A 24,933-nucleotide genomic window follows, 5' to 3' on the forward strand; every position below is an offset into this window, starting at 1 on the left:
GTGCCTTGGATCGGTGATCGTCGTGCGTGGAACCGGTCGGCGCGGAACAACTCCTCGTTTCAACCCACCGAGCCTTCCATCTGCAATTCGATCAGCCGGTTCAGTTCGACGGCATATTCCATCGGCAACTCCTTGACCAGCGGCTCGATAAAGCCGCTGACGATCATGGTGCTGGCTTCGGACTCGGATAATCCGCGGCTCATCAGGTAGAACAGTTGCTCCTCACCGATCCGCGAAACACTGGCCTCGTGGCCGACGGACGCGTCCTGTTCGGCAACTTCGATATACGGGTACGTGTCGCTGCGGCTGCGGGAGTCGAGAATCAAGGCGTCGCAAACCACCTTGCACTTGGCGTGCTTGGCGCCCTGCTCCACCTTGACCAGCCCGCGGTAGCTGCTGCGGCCGCCGTTTTTGGAGATCGACTTGGAGACGATCTGCCCGGTGGTGTGCGGAGCACAAAACACCAGTTTTGCGCCGGCGTCCTGGTGCTGGCCCTTCCCGGAAAAGGCGATCGACAGGATCTCGCCCCGGGCTCCGGGTTCCATCAGGTACACGGCGGGGTACTTCATGGTCAGGCGGCTGCCCAGGTTTCCGTCGACCCATTCCATGGTGGCATCGCGGTACGCCATGGCCCGCTTGGTCACCAGGTTGTAGATGTTGTTGGCCCAATTCGGGATCGTCGTATAGCGGCAACGCGCGCCCCGTTTGACGATGATTTCCACGACCGCCGAATGCAGGCTCTCGGTGCTGTACATGGGCGCCGTACAGCCTTCCACGTAATGGATCGAGGCTCCCTCGTCGACGATGATCAACGTGCGTTCAAACTGGCCCATGCTCTCGGCGTTGATGCGAAAGTAGGCCTGCAGCGGGAAGTCGATCTTCACGCCGGGGGGCACGTAGATGAACGAGCCGCCCGACCACACCGCCGTGTTGAGCGCGGAGAACTTGTTGTCTCCGGCCGGGATCACGGTGCCGAAGTACTCCTTGAACAGCTCCGGGTGTTCCTTGAGCGCGGAGTCGGTGTCCAGGAAGATGACGCCGAGCGCCTCCAGGTCCTCCCTGATCGAGTGGTAGACGACCTCCGACTCGTACTGCGCGGCGACACCTGAGACCAGTCGCTGCTTCTCGGCCTCGGGGATGCCGAGTCGGTCGTAGGTGTTCTTGATGTCGGCGGGCAGGTCATCCCACGTGGCGGCCTGCTTCTCGCTGGACCGGACGAAGTACTTGATGTTGTCGAAGTGGATGCCCTCGAGGTTGGAACCCCAGTTGGGCATCGGCTTCTTGTCGAACGTGCGCAGCGCCTTGAGCCGCATGTCGAGCATCCACTGGGGCTCGCTCTTCTTGGCCGAGATGTCCCGCACCACGGCCTCGGACAGGCCACGCTGCGCGCTGGCGCCCGCGACGTCGGAATCCGACCAGCCGTAGCCGTACGTTCCCAGCGAGGCAATGGTTTCCTCTTGGGTCAAAGCCTCCGGTGTGGTCGTCATCGTGACGCTCCTTGATTCTGGTTGGCGGGGGTGGGTTCGACGCGGGCCGTGCGCCGGGCGGGCTCGGAGATGAGCGGAACGTGCGTGGTGCATGCGCAGTCGCCGTTGACTATGGTCGCCAGCCTCTGCACGTGAGTACCCAGGATGTCGGCGAAGGCCTCTTGTTCGGCCTCGCACAGCTCGGGAAATTCCTCCGCGACGTGCGATACCGGGCAGTGGTGCTGGCAGATCTGGACGCCGTCGATCGGACCGGTCACCCGCGTCGTGGTCGTGGCGTACCCGGCCCCCGTGAGCGCTACGGCGACACGGTCGGCAGCGGTCGCGACGTCACCCTTGGTCTTGCTGCCCTCGACTCCGGACAGGATGGTGTCGATCCGCCGCCGCGCAAAGGCGCGAATGGCGCTGTCGCCGCCGACCTCGCGCAGCTGACGCATGGCGGCCACGGCCAGGTCGTCGTAGGCGTGGTCGAGCTTCGCCCGTCCTGCGGCGGTGAGCCGGTACCGCTTCGCGGGGCGACCCCGCCCGTTGTGCTGCCACGACGCCGCAGCGTTCGCTTCGGCATCGCCGCCATCGACCAGAGCATCCAGGTGCCTGCGCACACCGGCAGCCGAGATACCCAGGCGATCGCCGATCTCACCGGCCGTCGTAGGACCTTCGAGCAGCAGTTGAACGATCGCGCTTCGGGTGTGGCCGTCAGAGGTCGACGCGACACTGTTCGCGCCCACGGCCTTCGGACTTATTTTCACAACACCATTGTGACGGAATTCGGCAAACGGGTCTAGCAAGGCAACCCTTAGATAGCCGACTTACTACGCTGCGTCTATGGCCGCCCGCCGTCCGTCGCTGAGCACTGCCGTCGCGCGGTGGCATGCCGACGAGACGACGGTCGGCTCGCCATTGATCGCCTCCGAGGTCGCATTGCTGCGCCGCACCCGGGTGTTCGGCGCGACCGGCACGGTGCTGATGGCCATCGGCGCCCTTGGCGCAGGCGCCAGGCCGGTCGTGCAGGATCCGACGTTCGGGGTGCGGCTGCTCAATCTTCCGTCGCGCATCCAGACCGTGTCACTGACCATGACGACGACGGGCGCGGTCATGATGGCGCTCGCCTGGCTGATGCTCGGACGCTTCGCGCTGGGAAGTCGGCGCATGTCACGCAGCCAGTTGGACCGCACATTGCTGCTGTGGGCGCTGCCGTTGCTCGTCGCACCTCCGATGTACAGCAAGGACGTCTACTCATATCTCGCGCAGAGCCAGATCGCACGCCTCGGACTCGACCCCTACCGCGTCGGACCGGCGCCCGGCCTCGGGCTCGACCACGTCTTCACGCTGTCGGTGCCGAGCCTCTGGCGCGAGACACCCGCGCCGTACGGCCCGCTGTTCCTGTGGATCGGCCGCGGCATCTCCGAGATCACCGGTGACAACATCGTCGCCGCAGTCCTGCTCCACCGCATCGTCGTGCTCCTGGGCGTCGGGTTGATCGTCTGGGCCACGCCACGGCTGGCACGCCGGTGCGGGGTGGCCGAGGTCAGCGCCCTGTGGCTGGGCCCCTGCAACCCGCTGCTGTTCATGCACCTCGTCGCCGGGATCCACAACGAGGCCCTGATGCTGGGCCTGATGCTGACGGGCACCGAGTTCGCCCTCCGCGCGATCAGCCGTACTCGCGACAACTACCCGGCGGGCGCGCTGGTGCCGCGGCCACTGCACCGACCCCGCGGCCGTGAGGAGTGGGCGCGATGGATGCCGTTGGCCATGCTGGTCGCCGGCACGGTGCTGATCACCCTGTCGTCGCAGGTGAAGCTGCCGTCCCTGCTGGCGGTGGGGTTCGTGGCGATGGCTCTGGCGTGCAAGTGGGGAGGCACGTTCCGCGCGTTCGTCACGGCAGGCGGTCTGGTGTCGGCGATCGCGCTCGCGGTGACGGTGCTCATCGGTTGGGCCAGCGGGCTGGGCTTCGGCTGGTTGTTCACCCTCGGCACCGCGAATGTCGTGCGGTCGTGGATGTCTCCGCCGACGCTCGTCGCCCTGGGTACCGGCCAGGTAGGCAACCTCCTCGGACTGGGCGACCACACCACCGCTGTGCTCGGGCTCACCCGCGCCATGGGTGTGATCATCATCGCAATCCTGGTCACCTGGCTGCTGCTGGCCGTGTTGCGCGGGCGCCTGCACCCCATCGGCGGCCTCGGCGTCGCGCTGGGCGCCACGGTGCTGCTGTTTCCCGTGGTGCAGCCGTGGTATCTGCTGTGGGCGATCATTCCCCTGGCGACGTGGGCGACACGACCCGGATTCCGCGGCACGAGCATCGTGATCACGCTGATCGTCGGCATATTCGGACCGACGGCGAACGGCGACCGGTTCGCGCTCTTCCAGATCCTCGACGCGACGATCGCCAGCACGATCATCGTGCTGATCCTCATCGCGATCACCTACAACCGCCTGCCGTGGCGACCGGTGTCCGACTCGAACGAAGCCGAGGAGACGGAGTCTCCGCCACCGGCCACCAAGACCGACGCCTACGCTGAGTCACCGTGACCTCCCGTTCCGATACCCCCGTGAGACTACGGGGAGTGAGCAAGCGGTATGGGTCGACGACCGCCGTCGACGGACTCGACCTCGAGGTCCACGAAGCCGAAGTGCTGGCCCTGCTCGGGCCCAACGGCGCGGGCAAGACCACGACCGTCGAGATGTGCGAGGGATTCCTCAAACCCGACTCGGGAACGATCGAGATCCTCGGACTCGACCCGTTCGTCGACAACGCGCGACTTCGCGAACGCATTGGCGTGATGCTGCAGGGCGGCGGCGGCTATCCCGCGGCGCGCGCAGGCGAGATGCTCGACCTCGTCGCCGCGTACTCGGCCGACCCGCTGGACCCCAAGTGGTTGATGGCGACCCTCGGCCTCACGGAGGCGGCCAGGACCACTTACCGCAGGCTGTCAGGTGGCCAGCAGCAACGGCTCGCACTCGCGTGCGCCGTGGTCGGGCGCCCGGAACTGGTGTTCCTCGACGAGCCCACCGCGGGCATGGACGCCCACGCGCGCATCGTGGTGTGGGACCTGATCGACGGCCTGCGGCGCGACGGCGTCACCGTCGTCCTCACCACGCACCAGCTCACCGAAGCGGAGCAACTCGCGGACCATCTGGTGATCATCGACCACGGTGTCGCCGTGGCCAAGGGCACGCCCGCGGAGCTGATGGGCAGGGGCGCGGAGAATCAGCTGAGATTCTCCGCCCCGCCGAAACTCGATCTCTCGCTTCTGATTTCGGCGCTTCCGGAGACTTACCAGGCCAGCGAGGTCGGTTCCGGCGAGTACCTCGTCGAGGGTGAGATCGACCCGCAGGTGCTGGCCACCGTCACCGCCTGGTGTGCGCGGCTGGACGTGCTGGCCACCGACATGCGCGTCGAACAGCGCAGCCTCGAGGACGTGTTCCTCGACATCACCGGGCGGGAGTTGCGGCCGTGACCAATCGCTTCGAGCCGGGGACGTTCGCGCCCGACCCGCGTCCGGCGACCGTGCCGCACATGCTGGCCGCTCAGTTCCGCCTCGAACTCAAGCTCCTGCTGCGCAACGGCGAGCAATTGCTGCTGACGATGTTCATCCCCATCACCCTGCTGGTCGGGCTCGTGCTCATGCCGCTGGGCTCGTTCGGGCCCAACCGGGCGGCTACCTTCGTGCCCGCCATCATGGCGCTGGCGGTCATCTCGACGGCCTTCACCGGGCAGGCCATCGCGGTGGCGTTCGACCGTCGTTACGGCGCGTTGAAGCGGCTCGGGGCGACGGCGCTGCCGGTGTGGGGCATCATCGCGGGCAAGTCGCTCGCCGTCGTCACCGTGGTCTTCCTGCAGTCGATTCTGTTGGGTGCCATCGGTTTTGCACTCGGCTGGCGCCCCGCGATCGCGGGCTTGGCCCTCGGTGCACTGATCATCGCACTGGGTACGGCCGGCTTCACCGCGCTCGGTCTGCTGCTGGGCGGCACGCTGCGGGCCGAGATCGTTCTTGCGGTCGCCAACCTCCTGTGGTTCGTATTCGCCGGGGTGGGCGCGCTCACGCTCGAAGGTGACCTCGAGGGCGGCATGGTCTCCGACACCGCACGGTTCGTGGCGCGGTTGACTCCTTCCGGGGCTCTGACCGAGGCGCTCACCCAGGCCTTGACGGTGTCCGTGGACTGGTTCGGCGTCGCCGTGCTGGCCGCCTGGGGCGCGCTGGCCGGGCTATGCGCGTTGCGCTGGTTCCGCTTCACGTGACAAGCACCCCCTACTACGTCACGTAGTTACAGCTGCTCTACGATCGGGCGATGGCCGTCGGACGCTTCCTGATGCGGCTCGTCGACGTGCTCCCGCTGCCCAGCCTGCGAACGCAACGGATCATCGCGGCGGCGGTCATCCTGACTCAGGGCGGCATCGCCGTCACCGGCGCGATCGTCCGCGTCACCGCCTCGGGGCTGGGCTGTCCGACTTGGCCACAGTGCTTCCCGGGCAGCTTCACTCCCGTCCCGGTGGCCGAGGTTCCGATCGTCCACCAGGCCGTCGAGTTCGGCAACCGATTGATCACCTTCCTCGTCGTCCTCACGGCGGCCCTGGCCGTGCTCGCCGTGACCCGTGCACGTCGCCGCCGCGAAGTGCTCGTCTACGCCTGGCTGATGCCGGCATCCACGGTGGCGCAAGCCGTGATCGGCGGGATCACGGTCCTTACCGGACTGCTGTGGTGGACGGTGGCGATCCACCTGCTGGTGTCCATGACGATGGTCTGGTTGTCGGTTCTGCTGTTCGTCAAGATCGGCGAACCCGACGAGGGCGTCCCAGAACTCCTGGTGCCGAACCCCTTGCGCCAGTTGACCGTTCTCAGCGGTATGGCGCTCGCAGTCGTTCTCGTCACCGGCACGATGGTGACCGGCGCCGGGCCCCATGCCGGTGACAAGAGCGTCGACGCGCCGGTGCCGAGGCTGGGTCTGGACATCATCACGCTGGTCTACCGGCACTCGTCGCTGGTGGCCGCGTATCTCTCTCTGCTGATCGGCCTCGGCTTCGCCTTGCTCGCCGTGCGTGCGCCGCGGCCGGTGACACTGCGACTGGTCGCCGTGCTCGTGCTGGTCGCGCTGCAGGGCATTGTCGGGACGGTGCAGTTCTACACCGGTGTGCCGGCAGTCCTGGTGGCGGTGCACGTCGCCGGTGCGGCTGCCTGCACGGCGGCGACGTCGGCGCTATGGGCGTCGATGCGACAGCGGGCCGAGCCCGAGCCGATCCAGGGCTGACTCGACGCCGAGGGCGAACTCGCGTTGCTGCGTCGCGCGGGTGACGTCGTCGAGTTGGCGCCAGCCCAGCGAGGGTTCGACGAGTTCGAGTTCCAGCAGCCGTGGGTCGTCCGGACCCCCGATGACGTCGACGCGGGCATACAGCAAATCGCCGACGTCGAGGCCCAGCTTCGCCGACGCAGCGGTCAGCGCAGCGTGCCCGACGTCCCACAGCTCGAAGTCGGGTTCGGCGGGTTGCAGGGTTTCCTCGGCATAGGTGCCGGATTCGTCGAGCGCCGCCAGTTCGCCAGGCGGCGGCAGCAGCGGCCCCTTGTTGAACGCATGCGACTGGCGGCCGCCGATGAACACCAGTGCGGTCTCGCCGTCCACGATCCGCGGGTCGTAGGGCTGCACCAACGCGGTCAGACCTTCGGCCTGCAGCGCCAGCGCATGCTCGCGCGCCAGGTCGGCATCGGTGAAGCGATGCACACCAACGGATCCCGCACCGATCGCGGGCTTGACCACGACCTCGCCGCCCGGGATGCGTACCTTCGCCCCCGGAGCGAAGAACGCACTCGGCACCGTCGGCACGCCCGCTGCCGCGAGATCGGCCAGGTATCGCTTGTCGGTGTTCCATGCCACCACGGCAGGAGCGTTGACGAGGTTGTGGACCCGACGGGTCCAGGCGAGGAACTCGTCGAGCCGCTCGGTGTAGTCCCACGTCGCACGAAGGATGACGAGGTCGGCCTCGAGGGTCGCGGGGTCGTCCCACGACAGCCAGCGGGCGTGCAGACCCCGCGACCGCAGCGCGGGAATCAGGCCTGCATCGTCACCGTCGCCCTCGACCAGGGCGCTGCAACCTGCAAGGACGATGCGGGGATGACGAACGTCGGGCCGTGCGAGCTTCACGTTGGAATGATAGGTGGCATGTACGCGATCGAAGTGACCGAAACCGGCGGCCCTGAAGTCCTCACCTACGTCGAGAAGCCCGAGCCGGTGCCGGGCCCGGGCAAGGTGCTGATCAAGGCCGACGCCATCGGCGTCAACTTCATCGACACGTATTTCAGATCGGGTCAGTATCCGCGCGAGCTGCCCTTCGTCGTCGGCACCGAGGTCTGCGGCACGGTCGCCGCCGTCGGCGACGACGTCGCGGCCCTCAACGTCGGCGATCGGGTGGTCACTGCACAAGCCGACGGTGCCTATGCCGAATACTGCGTCGCACCTGCCGATTTCGTGGCCTACGTGCCCGATGCCGTCCCCGCCGAGGTCGCGGCGTCGTCGCTGCTCAAGGGGATGACCGCGCACTACCTGCTCAAGTCGGTCTATCCAGTGCAGCAGGGCGACACGGTCCTGGTTCACGCGGGCGCAGGCGGCGTCGGACTCATCCTCACGCAGTGGGCGACCAGCCTGGCGGTCAAGGTGATCTCCACCGTTTCCACCACCGCGAAGGCCGAACTGTCCCGGCAGGCGGGTGCCGTGGAAGTGCTCGACTATCCGGAGGACCCAGCAGAGTTCGGTGCCAGGATCCGCGAGCTCACCGGCGGGCGGGGCGTCTCGGCCGTGTACGACGGCGTCGGGGCGTCGACGTTCGACGCCAGCCTGGCCAGCTTGGCTCTACGCGGCACGCTCGCCTTGTTCGGCGCGTCCAGCGGACCCGTTCCCCCGTTCGACCCGCAACGTCTGAACAGCGCAGGCTCGCTGTTCCTGACCCGACCCACGCTGGCGCACTACACGCGTACACCCGACGAATTCTCATGGCGTGCTGGCGAACTCCTCGACGCCATCGCAACGGAGGCCATCTCGGTCACGGTCAGCGAGCGCTATCCCTTGGCCGACGCCGCCAAGGCACACACCGACCTGCAGGGCCGCAAGACCGTCGGCTCCGTGGTGTTGATTCCCTAGCAGCCGGTCGACGTGGCCGGGGACCTGGAGGTGGCACGGGGATTCGTGATTCCCGGGTCGGAGCTGAGCGAGCGGTTCTCCAGGTCCTCCGGACCCGGCGGACAAGGGGTGAACACTGCAGACAGCCGAGTCGAGCTGTCCTTCGACGTGGCTCACTCGAAATCAGTGCCGGAGTGGTTGCGCTACCGGATGGTCTGTCGCCTGCGCGGCCGCCTCACCGGCGGCGTACTCACCGTCACGGCGAGTGAACATCGCGGACAGCTGCAAAACCGTGCCGCGGCCCGCGAACGCATGGCCCGCCTGCTCCGCGATGCCGCCGCGGCACCTGCCCCGACGCGCCGGCCGACCAAGCCCTCCAGGGGTTCGAAGGAACGCCGACTCGCAGACAAGAAGCGGCAAGGGCGGATCAAGCAGGGGCGTCGCGGAAGCTGGGAGTCGAACTAGCCGAACAGCGTCGGCAGCGCCAGCGCGGAGTCGACGGCCAACGCGCAGAAAACCACGGCCAAGTAGTTGTTCGACTGCAGGAACAACCTCAGCGGCTTCACCGGCTCGCCGCGCTTGACGCCCGCGTACAGCTGATGCGCCATCGTCAGGAACCATGCGCCCGCCAGCAGGGCCACCGCGGCGTACAGCCAGCCGGTGGCCAACCCGAGCGCGAGCGTGGTGAGCACGGTCAGCCACGTGTAGATCAGGATCTGCTTGGTGACCTGCCGTTCGGTGGCCACCACCGGCAGCATGGGCACGCCCGCCGCCTTGTAGTCGTCCTTGTAGCGCATCGCCAGGGCCCAGGTGTGCGGCGGCGTCCAGAAGAAGATGATCCCGAACATGACCAGCGCGGGCCAACCGATGGTGCCGGTGACCGCGGACCAGCCGATCATCACCGGCATGCACCCCGCGGCGCCGCCCCAGACCACGTTCTGCGAGGTACGGCGCTTCAGCAGCAACGTGTAGATGAAGACGTAGAACGCGATGGTCGCGAGGGCCAGCACGCCCGACAGCAGATTGGTGGTCCACCACAGCCAGGCGAAGGACCCGGCGGTGAGCACCAAGCCGAACACCAGAGCGTTCCGCGTCGGCACCGCAGCGCGCGCCAGAGGTCGCAGCGCCGTCCGCTTCATCACCTTGTCGATGTCCGCGTCGGCGACGCAGTTCAGCGTGTTGGCACCCGCGGCGGCCAGCATGCCGCCGAAGAGGGTGTTGATGATCAGGATCGGATCGACGGTGCCCCGGTCGGCCAGCAGCATCGCGGGGATGGTGGTGACGAGCAGGAGTTCGATCACGCGCGGCTTGGTCAACGCCAGATAGGCCAACAGCGTGGTGCGGATTCGGCTCGGCGCCCTAGGGACGAGACGGCGCTCGCGAATGCTCACGCAGTTGTTCTCCTCGTAATTCGCGGCAGCACGCAGCTTCTACTACAGAGGATGGTAGACCGTGGATCTGTGCATCCGACAATGCAGGGTCGGTCGACGTGAACGCCCGACCAACTTGGGTGACGCGGCCTGCAGCGATGAGCTCATCCGCATTAGGGTATTCAAGGACAGCTTGCCGACCGGAGGAGCTCGCTCGTGACCACAGTGGAAGAGATTTCCGAACTGACCCGCCCCCACCATCCTGAGGACTGGGCGGACGTCGACTCGGTCGCCGTCGACACGGTGCGCGTGCTGGCGGCCGACGCCGTCCAGAAGGTCGGCAACGGCCACCCCGGCACCGCCATGAGCTTGGCGCCGTTGGCCTACACGCTCTTTCAGCGCCAGATGACACACGACCCGTCCGACGTGCACTGGCTGGGTCGTGATCGCTTCGTGCTGTCGTGTGGCCACAGCAGCCTGACGCTCTACATCCAGCTGTACCTCGGCGGGTTCGGGCTGGAGCTCGACGACATCGAGTCGCTGCGCACGTGGAAGTCGAAGACGCCCGGCCACCCGGAGTTCCGGCACACCAAGGGCGTGGAGATCACCACCGGACCGCTCGGACAGGGGCTGGCCTCGGCCGTCGGCATGGCGATGGCGTCGCGCTACGAGCGCGGCCTGTTCGACCCCGACGCCGCCCCCGGCAGCAGTCCCTTCGACCACTTCATCTACGTGATCGCCTCGGACGGTGACATGGAGGAGGGCGTCACCAGCGAGGCATCGTCACTGGCGGGCACGCAGCAGCTGGGCAACCTGATCGTGTTCTACGACCACAACCAGATCTCCATCGAGCACGACACCAACATCGCGCTTTCCGAAGACGTGCCTGCCCGCTACCGCGCCTACGGCTGGCACGTGCAGGAGGTCGAGGGTGGCGAGAACGTCACGGGTATCGAGGAGGCCATCGCCGCGGCGAAGGCCGTCACCGACAGGCCGTCGTTCATCTCGCTGCGCACGATCATCGGCTATCCCGCCCCCACCAAGATGAACACCGGCGGGGTGCACGGGTCGGCGCTCGGCGACGAGGAAGTGGCCGCCACCAAGAAGGTGCTCGGCTTCGACCCTGACAAGACCTTCGAGGTGCGCGGCGAGGTCATCGAGCACACCCGCAAGCTGGTCGACCGTGGCCGGGAAGCCCACGAGAAGTGGCAGCCAGAGTTCGACGCGTGGGCCGAGCGCGAGCCCGAACGCAAGAAGCTGCTCGACCGGCTGCTGGCCCAGGAGCTGCCCGACGGCTGGGATGCCCACGTGACTCATTGGGAACCGGGATCCAAGGCCGTAGCCACCCGCGCCGCGTTCGGGCAGGTACTCAACGACGTAGCACCCAAGCTTCCCGAGCTGTGGGGCGGCTCGGCCGACCTCGCGGGCAGTAACAACACCACCATCAAGGACGTCAAGTCGTTCGGCCCGCCGTCCATCTCGACCGAGGACTTCACCGCGGACTGGTACGGCCGTGTGCTGCACTTCGGCATCCGCGAGCACGCGATGGGTTCGATCCTGTCCGGCATCGTGCTGCACGGGCCGACGCGCGCCTTCGGCGGCACGTTCCTGCAGTTCTCCGACTACATGCGCCCTGCCGTGCGGCTGGCCTCGCTGATGGACATCGACACCATCTACATCTGGACGCACGACTCGATCGGACTGGGCGAGGACGGACCGACCCACCAGCCGATCGAACATCTCTCGGCACTTCGGGCCATCCCGAACCTGTCAGTGGTGCGGCCGGGCGACCCGAACGAGACGGCGTACGCGTGGCGCAGCATCGTCGCGCGCGGCAACGGCAGCGGCCCGGTCGGTTTCATCCTGACCCGGCAGGGCATCCCAGTCTTGGAGGGCACCGACTGCGAGGGTGTCTCCAAGGGCGGCTACGTGCTCGGCGGCGGGAACCCCGCCGACGACGCCGACGTCATCATCATCGGCACGGGTTCGGAACTGCAGTTGGCCGTCGAGGCGAAGAAGCTGCTGGCGGAAAAGGACATCACCGCCTACGTCGTCTCGATGCCATGCGTGGAGTGGTTCGAGAGCCAGCCCAAGGAGTACCGCGACAGCGTGTTGCCCCCGGAGGTGTCGGCGCGGGTGGCCGTCGAAGCTGGCGTCGCGCAGAGCTGGCACAAGCTGGTCGGCGACACCGGCGAGATCGTCTCGATCGAGCACTACGGCGAGTCGGCCGACGACAAGACGCTGTTCCGCGAGTTCGGCTTCACGCCGGAAGCCGTTGCGGCCGCAGCCGAACGATCACTCGACAACTAAGACAACGAGGAGCACTCATGACTCAGAACCCGAACCTCGCGGCACTGAGCGCCGCAGGCGTGTCCGTCTGGCTCGACGACCTGTCGCGTGAGCGCCTGCAGACCGGCAATCTGCAGAACCTGATCGACACTCGTAGTGTCGTGGGCGTCACGACCAACCCGTCGATCTTCCAGGCGGCCCTGTCGAAGGGGAACGCCTACGACGACCAGGTCAAGGAACTCGCCGAGCGCGGCGCCGACGTAGACGCCACCATCCGGACGGTGACCACCGACGACGTGCGCAACGCGTGTGATCTGCTGGCGAAGGCCTACGAGGCGTCCGACGGCGTCGACGGCAGGGTGTCCATCGAGGTCGACCCGCGGATGGCACGCGACGCCGACAAGACCATCCTGCAGGCCATCGAGTTGTGGAAGATCGTCGACCGGCCGAACCTTCTGATCAAGATTCCGGCCACCGAGCCGGGCCTGCCCGCGATCACCGCGGTCATTGCGGAGGGTATCTCGGTGAACGTCACCCTGATCTTCTCCGTGGAGCGGCATCGGATGGTGATGGACGCCTACCTGGCGGGCCTGGAGAAGGCGAAGGAAGCCGGCCACGATCTGTCCAAGATCCACTCGGTGGCATCGTTCTTCGTGTCCCGCGTCGACTCCGAGATCGACAAGCGACTCGAGGACATCGGGACCGAGGAGGCGCTGGGATTGCGCGGTCAGGCCGGCGTCGCCAACGCCCGCCTCGCCTATGCCGCCTACCAACAGGTGTTCGTGGGCGGCGAGCGGTTCGACGCGCTGGCCGTCGACGGAGCGCGGGTGCAGAGGCCGCTGTGGGCGTCGACCGGCGTCAAGAACCCGGACTACTCCGACACGCTCTACGTCACCGAGTTGGTCGCCAAGAACACCGTGAACACCATGCCGGAGAAGACGATGGACGCGGTGGCCGACCACGGCGAGGTCAAGGGTGACACCATCAGCGGGACTGCAGGCGCCGCGCAGATGTTGTTCGACAGGCTGTCGTCGATCGGCATCGATCTCACCGACGTCTTCCTGGTTCTGGAGAACGAGGGCGTCGACAAGTTCGAGAAGTCGTGGGGCGAGCTGCTCGAGGCGACTCGGGGACAGTTGGACGCCGCCGCCAAATGACCGGCACTGGGTCTGCTCCCACCGACTGGCAGAACCCGCTGCGCGACAAGCTCGACAAACGCTTGCCGCGCATCGCCGGTCCGTGCGCGGTGGTGATCTTCGGGGTGACCGGCGACCTGGCCACCAAGAAGTTGATGCCCGCGATCTACGACCTGGCCAACCGCGGTCTGCTGCCGCCGACGTTCTCGTTGATCGGCTTCGCCCGACGCGACTGGGCGGACGAGGACTTCGGCGACATCGTGCTGAAGGCGGTGCAGACGCACGCCCGCACGCCGTTCCGTCAGGAAGTCTGGGACCGGCTCAACGAGGGCATCCGCTTCGTGCAGGGCACGTTCGACGACGACGCCGCGTTCGCACGATTGTCCGCGAAGCTGGCGGCACTCGACGCCGAGCGTGGCACCGGCGGCAATCACGCGTTCTACCTGTCGATTCCGCCGAACGCGTTCCCGATGGTGTGCGAACAGCTCTTCAAGTCGGGCCTGGCCCGGCCCGACGGCGATCGGTGGAGTCGGGTCGTCATCGAGAAGCCGTTCGGCCACGATCTCGACAGCGCCCGCTCGCTCAACAAGGTGGTCAACAGCGTCTTCCCCGAGTCGTCGGTGTTCCGCATCGACCACTACCTGGGCAAGGAGACGGTGCAGAACATCCTTGCGCTGCGCTTCGCCAACCAGCTGTTCGACCCGATCTGGAACGCGCACTACGTCGACCACGTTCAGATCACCATGGCCGAGGACATCGGCCTGGGTGGACGAGGCGGCTACTACGACGGTGTCGGCGCCGCCCGCGACGTCATCCAGAATCACCTGACCCAGTTGCTCGCACTGACCGCCATGGAGGAGCCCGTCAGCTTCAGCCCCGCCGAGCTGCAGGCCGAGAAGATCAAGGTGCTGTCGGCGACGCGACTGGCGGAACCGTTGGACGAGAACACCTCCCGTGGCCAGTACACGGCAGGCTGGCAGGGCGGCGAGAAGGTGGTCGGGCTGCTCGAAGAAGAGGGCTTCTCACCGACCTCGACCACCGAGACCTACGCCGCGATCGCCTTGGAGGTCGACACCCGACGCTGGGCCGGGGTGCCGTTCTACCTCCGCACCGGAAAACGCCTCGGCCGTAGGGTGACCGAGATCGCGCTGGTCTTCAAACGAGCTCCGCACCTCCCCTTCGACGCGACCATGACCGACGAACTCGGCAAGAACGCACTCGTGATCCGGGTGCAGCCAGACGAGGGCATCACGCTTCGGTTCGGTTCGAAGGTGCCCGGCCACACCATGGAGGTCCGTGACGTCAACATGGACTTCTCGTACGGATCGGCGTTCGCCGAGGACTCCCCCGAGGCGTACGAGCGGCTCATCCTCGACGTCCTGCTCGGCGAGCCGTCGTTGTTCCCCGTGAACCAGGAGGTCGAATTGTCCTGGGAGATACTCGATCCCGCGCTCAAGTACTGGGCATCACATGGCAAACCCGACCCGTATGAATCAGGTGGCTGGGGTCCGGATTCGGCGTCGGAGATGTTGCGCCGGACCGGCCGGGAATGGCGGAGGCCCTAACATGATCGTCGATCTCGAGGCCACCACCACCACGGCGGTCAACAAGAAGCTGGACGGCCTACGTGAAGAAGGCGGCGCGTTCACCATGGCGCGGGTGCTCACCCTGGTCATCGCACCCGCCAGCGAGGCCATCCTCGAAGACTCCATCGAGGCGGCCAATGCCGCCAGTCGCGAGCATCCCTGCCGCGTGATCGTGGTGCTACCGGCGGACCGCGATGCCGTCGATGCCAAGCTGGACGCCCAGATTCGGGTCGGCCACGATGCGGGCGCGGGCGAGGTGGTCGTGCTCAAGCTGTCCGGCCCGCTGGCCGACCACGCCAGCAGTGTCGTCACGCCGTTCCTGTTGCCGGACACTCCGGTGGTGGCGTGGTGGCCGGACATCGCCCCGCGCGTGCCGGCTGAGGATCCGTTGGGACAGCTGGCCATCCGCCGCATCACCGATGCGACCTACGGCACCGACCCGCTGGCGTGCATCAAGAGCAGGCTGGAGGGCTACACGGCGGGCGACACCGATCTGGCGTGGAGCCGGATCACCTACTGGCGGGCGATGCTCACCTCGGCGCTGGACCAGGGACCGCACGAGGACATCCAGTCGGCGCTGGTCTCCGGTCGCAAGGAGGAACCGGCGCTCGACATCCTGGCGGGTTGGCTAGCCAGCCGCATCGACGGTCCGGTGCGGCGGGCAGTCGGCGAGCTCAAGGTCGAACTGGTACGCGCGAGCGAGACGATCACGCTCAGCAGGCCGCAGCAGGGCGTCACCGCGACCCTGACTCGCACCGCGAAGCCCGACGCCAAACTTCCGCTGGCGCGCAGGGAGACCCGCGATTGCCTGGCGGAGGACATGCGCAGGCTCGACGCCGACGTGATCTACTTCGCGGCGCTGCAGGGCATCGACAAGGTGGAATATGTCTGACACCGTCATCGAGACCTACGCGGACGCCGACGCCCTGGTTGCTGCAGCGGGTGACAGGCTGGTGATCGCCATGGCCGCAGCCATCGCGAAGCGTGGCGTCGCCTACGTCGTCCTGACGGGTGGCGGAACCGGCGTCAAGCTGCTGAAGCACCTCGGCGATCACGGCGAGGCGATCGACTGGTCGAAGGTGCACCTGTTCTGGGGTGACGACCGCTATGTTCCGGCCGCCGACGACGATCGCAATGACAAGCAGGCCCGCGAGGCGCTGCTCGATCACATCGCCATTCCGGCCGCAAACGTGCACGCGATGCCCGCCAGCGACGGCGAGTTCGGCGACGACATCGACGCCGCCGCACTGGCCTACGAGCAGGTGCTGGCCGCCAACGCCGTCGACGGCGGGCCTACGCCGGAATTCGACGTGCACCTGCTCGGCATGGGCGGTGAGGGCCACGTGAACTCGCTCTTCCCGCACAACGCGGCCACCCGAGAGGCCGACCGCATGGTCGTCGGCGTCGCCGACTCCCCCAAGCCGCCGCCGAAACGCATCACGCTGACGCTGCCCGCCGTCACCCGCTCGCGCGAGGTGTGGCTGGTGGTCTCCGGAGCCGAGAAGGCCGAGGCGGTGGCGGCAGCAGTGGCCGGCGCAGCCGCAGAGGACGTGCCCGCGGCGGGAGCGGTGGGGCGCGACGCGACGGTGTGGCTCCTCGACGAAGCGGCCGCGGCAAGCCTGTAGCAGCCCGCATACTGATTGCCATGGCAGACAGAGGGGACGGTCGGCGCAGGCAGGCCCCGGCGCGGCAACGCATCAGGACGCTGACCCAGGCCGCGTTGAACGTCGATGCCACCGTGGAGCAGGTGGACGCTCTGCTCTCGGACCTCGGGCAGACGCTGACGGACCTCGACAAGTCGACCAGCGGTCTGGACGCCACCCTCGAACGGTTCAACGACACCATCACCCGCATCGACGAGCTGGCGCCCCGGCTGATCGGCGTGGTCGAGCGTCTCGAAGGCATCGTGGAGCGCGTCGAACGCATCGTGGGTCTCGGTGAATCGGTGATGGCGCCGTGGACCGCGACCGAGCACGCCGTCCGCGGCGCGGTCAACGCGGTGCGCAAGAGCACCGGTCTCTGAGCGTTCGAACGTAGTGCCGGGGCCCCTCGACGTCCTTCCCCTGGCCGACGGCGTCGGTCTGCCATGGGACGTCCCGGTCGACGACGCGGTCGAGGCGATTGCGGCAGCACGCGCCGCGTGCGGTGACTCGTTCGTGGTGCGCAGCGCAGGGAGCCACTACCTGTTCACGTTCTCCCCGACCGGCGTCGAGTCGTTCTACGCGTTGCCGGAGGACGCGGCCAGCAAGGGCGTCGCGGACTATCTGATACTGCGGCGCAACTGCCCGACGAGGTGTTCGCGGGACGGCGGCTACTACCGGGTTCGCTGTTCCGGCGCGATGACGTGTCGTCGTACCTGGGTCATCTCGAGCATGCGCTCGACGCGACGGAGGTCGATTTGGGCGAACGCGGGTCGGTGGAGCTGTTCGCGCTGACGCGGCGGCTGGGCCACAGCATGGGACTGGCGTCGTGGGCCGGTCCCGGATGTGCGGACGGGGAGGCGTTCGAACGGCTGGTGCGCGCGTTCGACGTACTCGACGGCTCGGAGGCCTTCGTGCATCCCGATGCCATGGCGGCGGTGGCCGCCTCGGCCATGGGGGCTGAACGCGCCGCGCTCGACGACGTCACCGTGGTAATCGAAGATGCCGTGCGGCAGCATGATTCGGCGACACTGCCCGATGCGGGACTGTTCGGCCGGATCATCGACGCCTGGGCATCGGAGACGGCCGAGGTCCGGACGCGTGGCATCGCGATGGACGTCGCGCTCATCCACATCGCGTCGATGTCGAATCTGATGGCGGCGCTGGGCTGGGCGATCGTCGATCTGCTGGTGCATCCGGAGCAGATGCGGCAGGTCGCTGCGGGCGATGCGGATCTGGCTCAGCGCTGCGCCCTGGAGAGCACGCGGTTGGCGCAGCGGTCGATCATGGCCCGCGCCGTGATGAAGCCGGTCGCCTTCGATACGGGCGCGGGCGTCGTCGACGTGCCCCCGGGGTGGACGATCGCCACGCTGCTCCCCCTGGTGAACACCTCCGCGGCGACAGGCTGGCTTCGCCGATGCTGGTGACCGCCTTCGGTCAGGGCAGACATTCGTGCCCGGCGCAACCGTTTTCGTTGTCCGCGATGGCGATGGCGATGACTCGCCTTCTCGGTCGGTACGACATGAAGCCGCAGTGGCACGACTATCCGCGCCCCGTGCCCGCGCAGATCGGCGGCGTCGCGCGTTCAGCCGGGCTCTTTCGGGTCGATTACGTGCGCCGCTGACGCTCAGCCGCTGTTGCGCAGGGCGGTCGCCAGCCCGCTCATCGTGAGCAGGATTCCGCGTTTCACCAGTTCGCCCTCGTCGCCGGACCGATACCGCCGCAGGAGTTCGACCTGCAGATGATTCAGGGGTTCGAGATACGGGAACCGGTTGAACACCGATCGGGCCAGCGCCGGGTTGTCGGCCAGCAGATCGTCCTGCCCGGTGATGAGCCGGAGTATCTTGATGGTCCGGTCGTGCTCGGCCACGATCTTGTCGAAGACCCTGTGTCGCAACGCTTCGTCGTCGACCAGTTCGGAGTACCTGGCCGCCAGTCCCATGTCGGCCTTCGCGAGCACCTGGGCCATGTTGGACAGCACGGAGCGGAAGAACGGCCACTTCTCGTACAGGTCACGAAGCACGTGGAGTCTTGCGCCCTCCACACCGTCGGCGATGAACTCCTCGAACGCCGTGCCCGTCCCGTACCAGCCGGGCAGCATGACGCGAGACTGGCTCCACGCCAGCACCCACGGGATGGCGCGGAGGTCGGAGATCGCCGTGGTGGACTTGCGGGAGGCAGGACGGCTGCCGATGTTCAGCGCGCCGATCTCGCTGACGGGCGTGGACGCCGTGAAGTAGTCCACGAAACCCGGTGTCTCGTGCACCAGTTCGGAGTATGCCCGCTGGGCTCGCGCGGCCAGGTCGTCGAGTACCTCGTACGCGGGTCCTGCCGCGTCGCCCAGACCCTCCACGTCAAGCAGCGTCGACTCCAGCGTCGCCGCGAGCAAGGTCTCCAGATTGCGGAGCGCGATGGTCGGTTCGGCGTACTTGGCGGCGATCACCTCGCCCTGCTCGGTGATGCGCAACGATCCCTTCACCGCGCCGGGCGGCTGGGCCAGGATTGCGTCGTAGCTCGGTCCACCGCCACGGCCGACGGTGCCACCGCGACCATGGAAGAGCCGCAAGCGAATTCCTGTCTTGCGGGCGGATTCGACGAGGTCGAGCTCGGCACGGTAGAGCGCCCAGTTGGCGGCGAGGTAGCCGCCGTCCTTGTTCGAATCGGAATACCCAAGCATCACCTCCTGCTGCTCACCGCGGGCGTGCACCAGCGCCCGGTACGGCGGAATGTCCAGGACCGCTTCCAGAATCGCCGATCCGCGTTGCAGGTCGTCGATGGTCTCGAACAGGGGCACCACACCGACCGGGCTGTACGGCTCCTCTCCCGAGGCGTCGAGCAGGCCGGCCTCCTTCAGGAAGACCGCCGCTTCGAGCATGTCCGACACCGACTGGCACATGGAGATGATGTAGTTGGGCACCGCCTGGGGGCCGAACACTCGGACCGCCCGCGCGGCGGCAGCGGTGATGTCCAGCTCCTTGCGCGCGAGTTCCGACAGCTTTGCGCCGAGGCTCACCAACGGCCGACGGGTGGCCAGCTCGGCAGCCAGGATCTCGACGCGGTCGGACTCCGGCAGCGAGCGGTAGTCGGGATGCACACCCGCCCAGGCCAGCAGCTCGGCCATCACCTCCTCGTGCACTTCGGAGTTCTGCCGCAGGTCCAGCCCAGACAGGTGAAAGTCGAAGACGTGCACGGCTTCTCGCAAGCGGGCTAAGCGGTCGTCGGCCAGTACCGCGCTGCCGTTGGCGCGCAGGGATGCGCCGATGACGTCGAGATCGGCCAGGAACTGCTCCGGCGTCTCGTAGCGTTCCATCCCCAGGTCGAGCTCATGCTCCGGCTGTCGGTCCAGAATCTCGGCGGCGGTCGCCGTCAAACGGCCGCGCATCACTCTGAGCGCGCGCCGGTACGGTTCGTCGGCGCGCGCCGGCTCGCCACACGTGTCGGCCAGCGCCCGCAGCTCGTCGCTGATGTGCACCAGCCGCACCGACATCGAGAGTTCCTCCTCAAGCGCGGTCAGCTCGACGAAGTAGTGCGCGAGCGCGGTGTAAGCGGCACTGCCGGTCGCCAGCCGCACGACCTCGGACGTGACGTTCGGGTTGCCGTCGCGGTCGCCACCGATCCAGGAGCCGGGGCGCAGGATGGGCTTCTCGAGCACGTGGGACTCGGGCCAACGCGCCTGCAGAGCAGTGCGGACCTCGGCGTTGACCTGCGGGATGACCTCGAAGAAGGCAGCCGGATAATAGCGCAGGCCCGTTTCGATCTCGTCTTGAATCTTCAACCGCGACAACCGGATCAGTGCAGTTTGCCACAGGGTGAGAATGTTGCGGCGCAGTTCGAGGTCGATGCTGCGGCCGTCGTCGGTGTGGGCATGTCCGCGCATCCGGAGCCGCATCAGCTGGGTGATCCGGTGCTGGGTGTCGAACACCGTCCTGCGGCGGGTCTCGGTGGGGTGCGCGGTGATCACCGGCGATACCAGCGCACCGGTGAGGGCGTCGGCCACCGTCGCGGAGTCCAGCTCGGCGGACTCCAGCTTCAGATAGGTGGCGGCGAGGCTGCTGCGCTGCGGCGGTTCACCCGCTTCGACGTGCACGACGCGGCGCCGTTCCCGGTGGATGTCCTCGGCGACGTTGGCCAGTAGCGCGAAGTGGGTGAAGGCCCGGATGACGGGAATCGCCTCGTGGACGTCGATGCCGTCGAACAGGCTTGCGAGCTCGGCGCGGTCGATCTCGGAACGGCGCACCCGGAACGACTCCACGCGTGCCCGCTCCACCAGATCGAAGACCTCGTCACCGTTCTGCTCGCGCACCGTGTCGCCGAGGATCGCGCCGAGCAGACGGATGTCCTCTCGCATCGGTTCGGTCGCCTCACGGCCCACTTGGGTTCGGCGAACCGAGCCGATGGGTGCGAGAGCGGTATCGGGAGCATCGGCCATGGTTTCCAGTATCGACGTACCGGGATCGGGCCGCAGGACGAGCCCGGCATGCGCGGCCCGGGCACACCCGGGGCGGCTGGCGACGGCCGAGCATGGCACCTTTACAGCAAATACGAAGACAAGCCCGGCAAGCGATCGGAGGCAGGCTGGCGAACTTCGTCACGCGCAGGACTAGCTTCCGGTGCGCGGCATCGACAGCACGGGTAGCGTCGGCGGTGGCGTGCAGGGCGCCACCGGTCCGCGGAAATGGGTTCAACCCACCTGGAGTGAGAATCGATCAGGCCCGTCCTCCTTTCGGCCCGACGCAGCGGACCCCGGGCTGACGAAAGGAGGCCGCCATGGCCCCGTCTCTGCCCACCAATCCCTCCCTAGACCGATTCCGCCGAGATGCCCGTCGGCTGCAGCGCGCGGTACGCGACCGTTCCGCCGTTGGCCATGACGAGGCGCTCGCCCTGTTGGCACGACTTCATCCCGACGGGACACCCGGCGAGCCAACCGAATTCGCCTTGACGGCGGCTCAATACGTGGTGGCCCGCAAGGTCGGCTTTAGCAGCTGGCCGCGACTGCGGGCATATCTGCGCACGGCCGGGCAACTGCGGCGTGACCCCACGGTCGTCACCGACCACGACCCGCTCTCCCGCTTCCTGTCGCTGGCGTGCCTCACGTATTCGCAGGACGACGGCCCGGCCAGGTGGTCGGCCGCGGGTGACGTGCTGCGCGCCCACCCCGACCTGCCCGCGCGAGATCTGTACGCCGCCGCAGCGGTCGGCGATCCGTCCGCAGTGCGCGCACACCTCGAGGACCGGCCGGAGGGCGCCCGCAGTCAGGGCGGCCCCTTCGGGTGGACGGCGCTGTTTCACCTTGCCGCCTCGCGGGTGCCGCAACGGGACCCGTTGACGTCGGCTCGGCTCCTGCTCGACGCCGGGGCGGACCCGGACGCCGGGTATCTGTGGCTCGGCCTGCCCACCCCGTTCACCGTGCTCACCCTGTGCTTCGGTGAGGGCGAGGCAGGCCCCGGCAGGCAACCCCGACACCCGGCCGGTGAGGACCTGGCCCTGGCGTTGCTCGTCCATGGTGCGGATCCGAACGACGCGCAGACCCTGTACAACCGAATGTTCGGCCGAGATGACGGACATCTGCGGATCCTCCTGGAATCCGGACTCGGTCACGGCGAGGGCGGAACATGGCACCGACGGCTCGGCGAGGCGCTGGAGAGCCCGACCGACATGGTGCAGCGTCAGGTCGACTGGGCGCGGGACCGCGGGTTCACCGACCGGCTCGCGCTACTCGCGACGCACGGGTTCACCGAGGGTCGCTCCGCGGACTCGCCGTCACCGTGGCGACCAGATCGTTTGGAGCCGCCGATCGCGTCGGCCGGAACGCCAGACGGGGTGCGGGCGCTGGCCGCCGCGGGCGGTGATCTCGATGCCACGGTCGACGGGCACACGATGTTGCACCACGCGGCATGGATCGGTGATGTCGAACTGGTCCAGGCGCTTCTGGAGTGCGGGGCCGACCCCGACGCGGTCGACGACGAGTACGGCACGACACCGCTTGGCTGGGCCGAACACGGTCACGCCGAGGGGACGGCCGCGATTCTGCGGCTCAGGCGCCGTACTTGATCTGCAGGGCGACGGCGATGATGGAGACGAGCCAGATGCCGGTGACGAAGTAGGTCAGGCGATCGAGGTTCTTCTCGACGACGGTCGATCCGGAGAGACTGGACTGCACGCCGCCTCCGAAGAGCGTCGAGAGACCGCCACCCTTGGCCCGATGCAGCAGCACCAACAGGATCACCAGGAAGCTGGTGACGACGAGGGTGATCTGCAGAGCGAAAATCATGGACACCAGAATACCGGGCGCCACGCCGGGTCAGGGCAGGGGCCCGCCAGCGGCGATTGCCGACAGGATGGCGAATTGCTCGCCGTCCAGCGACGCTCCGCCCACTAGGGCTCCGTCGACGTCCGCCTGCCCGACGATCTCGCCCACGTTCTTGGCGTTCACCGAGCCGCCGTAGAGCACGCGGACCGTATCGGCGATGGCAGGTGTCGCCAACTCGCCCAATGCGGTGCGGATCGCGGCACAGACCTCCTGCGCGTCGGCAGCGCTGGCCACCCGGCCGGTGCCGATCGCCCAGACGGGCTCGTAGGCGATGGCGCTCGCACCGATCTGCTCGGCTGACAATCCGGCCAGCGAGCCCTTCAGCTGGTTGACGTTGTACGCCACGTGGTCGCCGGCCTCGCGGATCTCGAGTCCTTCGCCGATGCAGATGATCGGGGTCAGCCCGTGTTTGAGGGCGGCCGCGGCCTTCGCGGCGACCAGTGCGTCGTCTTCGTCGTGATAGATGCGGCGCTCGGAGTGGCCGACCACCGCAAACGTACAGCCGAGCTTGGCCAGGAACGTGCCGCTGATCTCGCCGGTGTAGGCGCCGGAGTCGTGCTTGGACACGTCCTGCGCCCCGTAGGTGAGCTTGAGCTTGTCGCCGTCGACGAGGGTCTGCACGCTGCGCAGGTCGGTGAACGGCGGGATGACCGTCACGTCAACCTTGTCGAAGTACTTCTCCGGCAACGAGAATGCGATCTTCTGCACCAGGGCGATGGCCTCGAAGTGGTTGAGGTTCATCTTCCAGTTGCCGGCGATCAGCGGCTTGCGGGGCACAGGGGGGTCTCCTAGGTGTCGAGAATGTCTATACCAGGCAGCGTCTTGCCCTCAAGGTATTCCAGCGAGGCCCCGCCACCGGTGGAAATGTGCGAGAAGCCGTCCTCCGGAAGGCCGAGCTGGCGCACCGCTGCAGCCGAGTCGCCGCCGCCGACGACGCTGAACGCACCCTTGGACGTGGCGCCGATGACGGCCTCCGCGACTCCCTTGGTGCCCGCCGCGTACGCCGGGAACTCGAACACACCCATCGGGCCGTTCCAGAAGACGGTCTTGGCGTTGGACAGCAGCGCGGTGAACCGCTTCACCGATTCCGGGCCGATGTCCAGGCCCATCTTGTCCTCGGGGATCTTGCCCGCGGCCACGGTCTCCGGTGGGGAGTCGGCGGCGAACTCCGCCGCGACGACGATGTCCACCGGCAGGTGGATGACGTCGCCGTGTTCCTCGAGAATCTTCTTGCAAGTGTCGATCATCTCCGGCTGCAGCAGCGAGGTGCCCACCGAAAGCCCCTGGGCAGCAAGGAAGGTGAAGCACATCCCGCCGCCGATGACGACGCTGTCAGCCTTGGTGGCCAGATTCTCGATGACGGCCAGCTTGTCGGACACCTTCGAGCCGCCGAGCACCACGGCGTAGGGCCGCTTGGTCGAGGAGGTCAGCTGCTCGAGCACCTTGACCTCCGTGGCCACCAACGAGCCCGCGTAGTGCGGCAGCAATGTCGCGACGTCGTATACCGATGCCTGCTTGCGGTGCACCACACCGAAACCGTCGGACACGAACGCACCGTCGTCTCCGACGAGTTCGGCGAGCGCCTTGGCCAACGCGAGACGTTCGCCGTCGTCCTTGCTGGTCTCCCGCGGTTCGAAGCGAATGTTCTCCAGCATCAAGAGGTCACCGTCGGTCAGTCCCTCTGCGCGTGCGAGCGCATCGGAGCCCACCACGTCACCGGCGAGTTGAACGTGCCTTCCCAGCTGCTCGCCGAGCGCGGCGGCGACCGGCGCGAGCGAGAACTTCGGCTCGGGCCCATGCTTCGGCCGTCCGAGATGCGCGACCACGACGACCTTGGCTCCCGCATCGGACAGTGCCTTCAGCGTCGGCACCGATGCCAGGATCCGACCCGGATCGGTGATGTGGCCCTCGTCGTCCAGCGGGACGTTCAGGTCGGAGCGCACGAGCACGCCTCGACCCTCGACGCCCTCAGCCAACAGATCCTCAAGCGATTTGATCGACACGTCTAGCC

At 67.5% G+C, this 24,933-nt stretch carries 24 protein-coding genes; 16 read left to right on the top strand and 8 right to left on the bottom strand.

Features of this window, described 5'->3' with window-relative positions; all coding sequences use genetic code 11:
- Positions 1 to 59: 59 nt before the first annotated feature.
- A complete protein-coding gene (gene sufB, locus VET27_RS06630; protein ID WP_526516318.1) occupies positions 60 to 1,487 on the bottom strand; it encodes a Fe-S cluster assembly protein SufB in 1,428 nt (475 codons plus the stop codon).
- Positions 1,484 to 2,233, bottom strand: coding sequence for a helix-turn-helix transcriptional regulator (locus tag VET27_RS06635; protein WP_526516320.1), 750 nt, complete (start codon positions 2,231 to 2,233; stop codon positions 1,484 to 1,486). The genes sufB and VET27_RS06635 overlap by 4 nt, the downstream gene beginning before the upstream one ends.
- Before the next feature lie 76 nt (positions 2,234 to 2,309).
- On the opposite strand from VET27_RS06635, the gene mptB reads away from it, so the two are divergent.
- Genes mptB through VET27_RS06655 form a run of 4 tightly spaced genes read left to right on the top strand, consistent with a single transcriptional unit; the run spans position 2,310 to position 6,731 of the window.
- A complete protein-coding gene (gene mptB, locus VET27_RS06640) occupies positions 2,310 to 4,013 on the top strand; it encodes a polyprenol phosphomannose-dependent alpha 1,6 mannosyltransferase MptB (RefSeq protein ID WP_526516322.1) in 1,704 nt (567 codons plus the stop codon).
- On the top strand, positions 4,010 to 4,942 hold the full coding sequence (locus VET27_RS06645; RefSeq protein WP_526516324.1) for an ABC transporter ATP-binding protein: 933 nt from the start codon (positions 4,010 to 4,012) through the stop codon (positions 4,940 to 4,942). The genes mptB and VET27_RS06645 overlap by 4 nt, the downstream gene beginning before the upstream one ends.
- Positions 4,939 to 5,724, top strand: coding sequence for an ABC transporter permease (locus tag VET27_RS06650; protein ID WP_526516326.1), 786 nt, complete (start codon positions 4,939 to 4,941; stop codon positions 5,722 to 5,724). Before VET27_RS06645 ends, VET27_RS06650 begins: the two co-directional genes overlap by 4 nt.
- Positions 5,725 to 5,774: 50 nt before the next feature.
- Positions 5,775 to 6,731 carry a COX15/CtaA family protein gene (locus VET27_RS06655; protein ID WP_526516328.1) on the top strand — a complete coding sequence of 319 codons (957 nt, stop codon included), beginning with the start codon at positions 5,775 to 5,777 and terminating at the stop codon, positions 6,729 to 6,731.
- Here VET27_RS06655 and VET27_RS06660 read toward each other — a convergent pair.
- The gene (locus VET27_RS06660) at positions 6,681 to 7,619 is read right to left on the bottom strand and encodes an ATP-grasp domain-containing protein (protein ID WP_526516330.1); all 939 of its coding nucleotides are present in this window, start codon (positions 7,617 to 7,619) and stop codon (positions 6,681 to 6,683) included. The genes VET27_RS06655 and VET27_RS06660 overlap by 51 nt on opposite strands.
- Before the next feature lie 18 nt (positions 7,620 to 7,637).
- Here VET27_RS06660 and VET27_RS06665 point away from each other — a divergent pair, with 18 nt between their 5' ends.
- Positions 7,638 to 8,612 (top strand): quinone oxidoreductase family protein, encoded by a 975-nt coding sequence (locus VET27_RS06665; RefSeq protein ID WP_526516332.1) that lies wholly within the window; start codon positions 7,638 to 7,640, stop codon positions 8,610 to 8,612.
- Between the two features lie 12 nt (positions 8,613 to 8,624).
- Positions 8,625 to 9,056 carry an alternative ribosome rescue aminoacyl-tRNA hydrolase ArfB gene (gene arfB, locus VET27_RS06670; RefSeq protein ID WP_526516334.1) on the top strand — a complete coding sequence of 144 codons (432 nt, stop codon included), beginning with the start codon at positions 8,625 to 8,627 and terminating at the stop codon, positions 9,054 to 9,056.
- Here the strand turns inward: arfB and VET27_RS06675 are convergent.
- Positions 9,053 to 9,982, bottom strand: a complete 930-nt coding sequence (locus VET27_RS06675) for a heme o synthase (protein WP_526516336.1) — start codon at positions 9,980 to 9,982, stop codon at positions 9,053 to 9,055. The two genes, arfB and VET27_RS06675, sit on opposite strands and share 4 nt — an antisense overlap.
- 195 nt (positions 9,983 to 10,177) lie before the next feature.
- Here VET27_RS06675 and tkt point away from each other — a divergent pair, with 195 nt between their 5' ends.
- Genes tkt through VET27_RS06720 form a run of 9 tightly spaced genes read left to right on the top strand, consistent with a single transcriptional unit; the run spans position 10,178 to position 18,236 of the window.
- Positions 10,178 to 12,271, top strand: a complete 2,094-nt coding sequence (gene tkt, locus VET27_RS06680; protein ID WP_526516338.1) for a transketolase — start codon at positions 10,178 to 10,180, stop codon at positions 12,269 to 12,271.
- A gap of 17 nt (positions 12,272 to 12,288) precedes the next feature.
- Complete coding sequence (gene tal / locus VET27_RS06685) at positions 12,289 to 13,407, top strand: transaldolase (protein ID WP_526516340.1); 1,119 nt, start codon at positions 12,289 to 12,291, stop codon at positions 13,405 to 13,407.
- The gene (zwf, locus tag VET27_RS06690) at positions 13,404 to 14,951 is read left to right on the top strand and encodes a glucose-6-phosphate dehydrogenase (RefSeq protein WP_526516342.1); all 1,548 of its coding nucleotides are present in this window, start codon (positions 13,404 to 13,406) and stop codon (positions 14,949 to 14,951) included. Before tal ends, zwf begins: the two co-directional genes overlap by 4 nt.
- A 1-nt stretch (position 14,952) precedes the next feature.
- Positions 14,953 to 15,864 (top strand): glucose-6-phosphate dehydrogenase assembly protein OpcA, encoded by a 912-nt coding sequence (gene opcA / locus VET27_RS06695; protein ID WP_526516344.1) that lies wholly within the window; start codon positions 14,953 to 14,955, stop codon positions 15,862 to 15,864.
- Positions 15,857 to 16,597, top strand: coding sequence for a 6-phosphogluconolactonase (gene pgl, locus VET27_RS06700; RefSeq protein ID WP_526516346.1), 741 nt, complete (start codon positions 15,857 to 15,859; stop codon positions 16,595 to 16,597). The genes opcA and pgl overlap by 8 nt, the downstream gene beginning before the upstream one ends.
- A 20-nt stretch (positions 16,598 to 16,617) precedes the next feature.
- Positions 16,618 to 16,995, top strand: coding sequence for an ATPase (locus VET27_RS06705; protein ID WP_526516348.1), 378 nt, complete (start codon positions 16,618 to 16,620; stop codon positions 16,993 to 16,995).
- A 13-nt stretch (positions 16,996 to 17,008) separates the two neighbouring features.
- Positions 17,009 to 17,407 (top strand): hypothetical protein, encoded by a 399-nt coding sequence (locus VET27_RS06710; protein ID WP_526516350.1) that lies wholly within the window; start codon positions 17,009 to 17,011, stop codon positions 17,405 to 17,407.
- Complete coding sequence (locus VET27_RS06715) at positions 17,371 to 18,039, top strand: hypothetical protein (protein ID WP_526516352.1); 669 nt, start codon at positions 17,371 to 17,373, stop codon at positions 18,037 to 18,039. The genes VET27_RS06710 and VET27_RS06715 overlap by 37 nt, the downstream gene beginning before the upstream one ends.
- A complete protein-coding gene (locus VET27_RS06720) occupies positions 18,030 to 18,236 on the top strand; it encodes a hypothetical protein (RefSeq protein WP_526516354.1) in 207 nt (68 codons plus the stop codon). The genes VET27_RS06715 and VET27_RS06720 overlap by 10 nt, the downstream gene beginning before the upstream one ends.
- Before the next feature lie 3 nt (positions 18,237 to 18,239).
- Here VET27_RS06720 and ppc read toward each other — a convergent pair whose 3' ends face one another.
- Positions 18,240 to 21,041, bottom strand: a complete 2,802-nt coding sequence (ppc, locus tag VET27_RS06725; protein ID WP_526516356.1) for a phosphoenolpyruvate carboxylase — start codon at positions 21,039 to 21,041, stop codon at positions 18,240 to 18,242.
- 338 nt (positions 21,042 to 21,379) lie between these two features.
- Here ppc and VET27_RS06730 point away from each other — a divergent pair, with 338 nt between their 5' ends.
- Complete coding sequence (locus VET27_RS06730; RefSeq protein ID WP_526516358.1) at positions 21,380 to 22,663, top strand: ankyrin repeat domain-containing protein; 1,284 nt, start codon at positions 21,380 to 21,382, stop codon at positions 22,661 to 22,663.
- On the opposite strand, the gene secG is transcribed toward VET27_RS06730, so the two are convergent.
- From secG to VET27_RS06745, 3 genes are read right to left on the bottom strand one after another with little or no spacing between them, the layout of a single operon-like run.
- A complete protein-coding gene (gene secG, locus VET27_RS06735) occupies positions 22,647 to 22,883 on the bottom strand; it encodes a preprotein translocase subunit SecG (protein WP_526516360.1) in 237 nt (78 codons plus the stop codon). The two genes, VET27_RS06730 and secG, sit on opposite strands and share 17 nt — an antisense overlap.
- Positions 22,884 to 22,913: 30 nt before the next feature.
- Positions 22,914 to 23,699 (bottom strand): triose-phosphate isomerase, encoded by a 786-nt coding sequence (tpiA, locus tag VET27_RS06740; RefSeq protein ID WP_526516362.1) that lies wholly within the window; start codon positions 23,697 to 23,699, stop codon positions 22,914 to 22,916.
- A gap of 11 nt (positions 23,700 to 23,710) precedes the next feature.
- Positions 23,711 to 24,925, bottom strand: coding sequence for a phosphoglycerate kinase (locus tag VET27_RS06745; RefSeq protein WP_526516364.1), 1,215 nt, complete (start codon positions 24,923 to 24,925; stop codon positions 23,711 to 23,713).
- Between the last annotated feature and the right edge of the window lie 8 nt (positions 24,926 to 24,933).

It is taken from the genome of Mycobacterium sp. (assembly GCF_035633495.1).
GTDB lineage: Bacteria > Actinomycetota > Actinomycetes > Mycobacteriales > Mycobacteriaceae > Mycobacterium.

Bases quoted from the DNA above. Each gene is read 5' to 3' on its own strand.
- secG (WP_526516360.1), bottom strand. From the start codon at position 22,883: ATGATTTTCGCTCTGCAGATCACCCTCGTCGTCACCAGCTTCCTGGTG.
- VET27_RS06655 (WP_526516328.1), top strand. From the start codon at position 5,775: ATGGCCGTCGGACGCTTCCTGATGCGGCTCGTCGACGTGCTCCCGCTG.
- VET27_RS06705 (WP_526516348.1), top strand. From the start codon at position 16,618: ATGGCAGACAGAGGGGACGGTCGGCGCAGGCAGGCCCCGGCGCGGCAA.
- sufB (WP_526516318.1), bottom strand. From the start codon at position 1,487: ATGACGACCACACCGGAGGCTTTGACCCAAGAGGAAACCATTGCCTCG.
- tal (WP_526516340.1), top strand. From the start codon at position 12,289: ATGACTCAGAACCCGAACCTCGCGGCACTGAGCGCCGCAGGCGTGTCC.
- mptB (WP_526516322.1), top strand. From the start codon at position 2,310: ATGGCCGCCCGCCGTCCGTCGCTGAGCACTGCCGTCGCGCGGTGGCAT.
- VET27_RS06730 (WP_526516358.1), top strand. From the start codon at position 21,380: ATGGCCCCGTCTCTGCCCACCAATCCCTCCCTAGACCGATTCCGCCGA.
- ppc (WP_526516356.1), bottom strand. From the start codon at position 21,041: ATGGCCGATGCTCCCGATACCGCTCTCGCACCCATCGGCTCGGTTCGC.
- pgl (WP_526516346.1), top strand. From the start codon at position 15,857: ATGTCTGACACCGTCATCGAGACCTACGCGGACGCCGACGCCCTGGTT.
- opcA (WP_526516344.1), top strand. From the start codon at position 14,953: ATGATCGTCGATCTCGAGGCCACCACCACCACGGCGGTCAACAAGAAG.
- zwf (WP_526516342.1), top strand. From the start codon at position 13,404: ATGACCGGCACTGGGTCTGCTCCCACCGACTGGCAGAACCCGCTGCGC.
- VET27_RS06665 (WP_526516332.1), top strand. From the start codon at position 7,638: ATGTACGCGATCGAAGTGACCGAAACCGGCGGCCCTGAAGTCCTCACC.
- VET27_RS06720 (WP_526516354.1), top strand. From the start codon at position 18,030: ATGCTGGTGACCGCCTTCGGTCAGGGCAGACATTCGTGCCCGGCGCAA.